Origin of the sequence: Acinetobacter sp. C15 (assembly GCF_013420645.1) — a bacterium.
GTDB classification, from domain to species: domain Bacteria; phylum Pseudomonadota; class Gammaproteobacteria; order Pseudomonadales; family Moraxellaceae; genus Acinetobacter; species Acinetobacter indicus.
The window spans coordinates 1-3,953 of the sequence record NZ_VOXR01000088.1; the positions used below are offsets into that span (position 1 = coordinate 1).

The following is a 3,953-nucleotide window of genomic DNA, read 5'->3' on the forward strand; positions in this document are numbered from 1 at the left end:
GCAAGAACGGACTGACCGCTACAAGTCGGAACTGACCGACTCAGGCTCTAGTTACACGCTTGGCAACAAGACATTAACAGAGTGCGAATTAGTCCTTGAGTATGTTTGAATACATTTTAAGGAACAGCAATTAAAGCATCTCAACAATATTGTGGAAATTGGCCGTACCTGCGTGCATCCACGGCATCGGGCCGGTAAAGCTCTATCCATTTTATGGCTGAATCTGGTGCCGAAAGTACTCTGGAGCATGAAAGCCCGTTATTTGATTGGCTGTGTCAGTGTGCGTTTAGAAGGCAATGAAGCGCGTGCCTATCATACCCATCAGTATATCCAGCAGTTAAGCGAACAGCAGCGCTGTAACATTGCCTCGAAACAGGTGTATATTCCACAGGCCTCTGAAATGACTTCGCTGAAACAGGGCCGGATTCCCAAGCTGTTTGATATTTACCTGAAAATGCAGGGCAAACTGTCCACCGAAGCCTATTATGATCAGGAGTTTAACTGTCTGGATTATTTTGTCTTTGTCGAAATGAACCAGGTGCTAAAAAAGATGGTACTCAAGAAAAATACCCGCCACATTGTGGAATAAATAAAACTTTGCAGCGATTGTGATTTGCATGGCCTGACAGAGTCATGCACAATAAATGCAGTTTTAATCAGATGTTGAAGTCCTGTATGTGCCAGTTACTCGGAATGAATTGTGCAACACCTACTGATATTACCTTTTCATTTCGTGGTTTTTCACAACGTGCTGGCATAACTTCCGACCATAGTGATGGTTTTGGCATCGCCTTTTTTGAAGACAAGGCCTGCCGCTTATTTGTCGATAACCAGTCGGCAGTGGAATCGCCCATTGCCGAGCTGGTACGCAACTATCCGATTAAATCACGCAATGTGATTGCGCATATTCGCAAAGCCACGCAAGGCAAAATTACCCTGGAAAATTCCCATCCCTTTATTCGGGAGCTGTGGGGACGCCACTGGATTTTTGCCCATAATGGCGATTTACACCATTTTGATCCAGCCTTAAGCGGTCATTTTACCCCGGTGGGCAATACCGATAGCGAGCGGGCATTCTGTTATTTGCTCGATCAGATGGTACTGAAATTCGGTTTTGTGGAACCGTCTTTAGAGCAGCTCTTTGAACTGCTGACCGAAATTTCCCCGAAAATTGCCGAGCATGGCACCTTTAACTTCTGTCTGTCTAATGGTCAGGCGCTGTTTAGCTATGCCACCACCAAACTGCACTGGCTGGTGCGTGAATACCCGTTTAAACCGGCACAATTAATTGATATTGATGTCGAGGTCGATTTTAGCCAGGTTACCACACCGGAAGATCGGGTGGCGGTGATTACCACTGAACCGTTGACTCAAAATGAAACCTTGGCAGGCTTTTAGCCCCGGCGAAATGATTTTATTCCAGCAGGGACAGCCGATCAGAAAACAGCTGACTTATATTGAACGTTTGGAAAAAGAACGTCTGAATCCGGAATTAAAACGGATTACCCGCGCCGATCAATATTAATCTACTGTTGTATATTTTATTTTAAATAGTGCCGTATTTTATTTAAGTCTAAAAATACGGCAGAAAATAATAAAACGGTTAAATAATAACTGACTCTTTTGCTCAGGTTAAAATAATATAAACATTATAAAACAAGGGTTTGTGTGAATTTTTTGGCAGAAACAGGAATCCCAAGTAAATCACTTCATTTTTATTTTAAATTAAATATGGCTACTATGCTCAAAGCTTATAAATCATTTGATTCAGGGGTGGTCGTATGAAAATGAAGTGGATTCCAGAATATAATACTGGCATCGATGTGATTGATGACCAACATAAACGTATTCTTGATTATATTAACGAAATTGTCGAGATTGGTGAAAATACCGATCGTGCCCGTATTAAACAGATTCTCGATAATATTATTGACTATACCCAGTCTCATTTTACCTTTGAAGAATCTTTACAAGAAGAAGCCGGTTATAAATACCGCGTACCACATAAACGCGTACATGACTTATTTATTAAAAAAATCGAGTCGTATCGTGAACGCTTTGAAATGGGGCATTCCATTGAAGGAGAACTGCACGAAGTGTTGTCAAAATGGTTAATTAACCATATTCAGCATGATGATGCAGATTATGTTGGCGCTGTAAAAGAAAATATGATGGGTATTATTCAGGAAAAAGAAAAGAAAAAAGGTAAAAACTGGTTTGCCCGTTTCTTCTCATAAACAGAATAAATTACTGCACAATTAATAAAACCAGAGAACAACAATATTGGACTAAAAACTAGCGCAGCAAACCATTGATGGCAATGGTTTGCTTTTTCTTTTTTAGTTTTTGATTTTCCCGGGTGACAAGGGCAAAATAGCGATAGATTTTTATTAGGAAAGCATCATGCAGGACAATGCTATGTCACGATGGTTATCGCCGCTGATGGCATTTTGTTTATCATTTATTCTGATTGCCACACTGGCACCGGTCACTGGCATTCAGCTGGAACGTCAACTGGACTTCTGGTTGCTGTGGTTGGGTACCATGCTGGTGCTGGCCTTGCCATTGACCTATATGGAAATTGCGCTGGCCAAGCGCTCAAAAACTACAGCCTTGCAGGCTCTATCCAGTTTGACCCGTGATGCCGATGCCTCTGCACAGTGGCGTCTGGTGGGCTGGCTGGCCGCGGTGTTTATTCCATTTTTAGCAGGCGCGATGCTGTTTAATGTCAGCCAAATGCTGACCCAGCTGGCACTGCCAACGATTCTACCGTTGTGGATTTTTATTGGCTTGGCACTGGTTGCCCTGGCATTGTCTTTTATTTCGCGTCTGCTGCTGCTTGGCCTGACTGCGGTCGGTGTGATTGCTGCCTTTATTCTGGCGCAAGTGATGGGTGCTCCGGTTGCTGAATGGCAAATGACCGCGCTTGAGTTTGGCGAGTGGGGCAATGCCACAGTACTGGCGTTGGTGGCCAGTGGCCTAGGTCTGGGTCTGTACTGGCAAACCAGTTTGCCGGCGGTACAACAGCAACAGGTGGCGACCAAAACCGTGTTCCCGATCTGGCTGGCGCAATTACTGGCCGTGGTTGCCTTTGCTTTCTTTGCCGCGACTGCTCAGCTACCCGCTTTTGCGCTGGCTTTTGCTGTGGTGATGGCTGCTGCACTGATCCTGCAACTGGCACGTGAACAGTTGGCACAGCGTCAGATTGCAGTGGCAATTCAATGGATCATTCTGCTGGCAGCCACGTTGATCTGGGCCATTCCAGGTCTGGCCAGTGTGTTAAATCCGCTGCTGATGATCTGGGGCCTGGTGATTTGTCTGATTTATGCGATTTTCGCCGGTTGGATCATGAAAATCAGTCATTTGCGTAAATCCATGAACTTCAGCAGTGAAGCCTTTTATAACCTGTGGCGTATTGCCATCCGTATTGTCTTGCCACTGGCAATTATTGCTGCGCTGCTGGCCGTGATTGGACAAATGTTCTGATGACTGCGCAGTATGTCTGGGTGGCTTTTGCCTCAGCCGAACAGCAGTTTCATCTGGCAGTGCCGTATCAAAATGGCATGACTGCGCTGGATGCGATTCAGCAGAGCGGGATTAGCGAACAGGTCAGTTTGCCTGAACCGCTGCAACTGGGAATTTTTGGTAGCCGTTTAACCGATGCGCAGCAGCCACTGCAACCGGGTGACCGGGTCGAGATTTACCGGCCGCTGACCATTAATCCGAAAGATATCCGCCGCAAACGAGCAGCGAAAAACCCGGTGGGCCGCTATGCCAAAGGCAATCGCTTTAAGCAATTGAGTTCATAAGAAAAACCCCTCACTGAGGTAATGCCAGTCAGTTAAGAGATTGACTGGCTTTTTCTTGGGTATTTTTGAGGTTTTCCTTTTACAACCCTTGGATAACTCCTCACTCTTCTCTCAGGTATAACATACCGATTAGATTTCTCCATT

Annotated in this window: 3 protein-coding genes and 2 pseudogenes; all 5 read left to right on the plus strand. The window is 45.1% G+C overall.

The window, feature by feature from the left end; genetic code table 11:
• Positions 1–127 precede the first annotated feature (127 nt).
• Positions 128–589, plus strand: a pseudogene (locus FTT63_RS14960) (GNAT family N-acyltransferase); the annotation flags it as partial.
• Positions 590–675: 86 nt separating this feature from the next.
• A pseudogene (locus FTT63_RS14965) lies at positions 676–1,525 on the plus strand (class II glutamine amidotransferase).
• Between the two features lie 256 nt (positions 1,526–1,781).
• On the plus strand, positions 1,782–2,237 hold the full coding sequence (locus FTT63_RS14970; protein ID WP_005179777.1) for a bacteriohemerythrin: 456 nt from the start codon (positions 1,782–1,784) through the stop codon (positions 2,235–2,237).
• Between the two features lie 166 nt (positions 2,238–2,403).
• A complete protein-coding gene (locus FTT63_RS14975) occupies positions 2,404–3,486 on the plus strand; it encodes a hypothetical protein (RefSeq protein ID WP_168407550.1) in 1,083 nt (360 codons plus the stop codon).
• The gene (locus tag FTT63_RS14980; RefSeq protein WP_005179774.1) at positions 3,486–3,809 is read left to right on the plus strand and encodes an RnfH family protein; all 324 of its coding nucleotides are present in this window, start codon (positions 3,486–3,488) and stop codon (positions 3,807–3,809) included. The genes FTT63_RS14975 and FTT63_RS14980 overlap by 1 nt, the downstream gene beginning before the upstream one ends.
• Positions 3,810–3,953 lie beyond the last annotated feature (144 nt).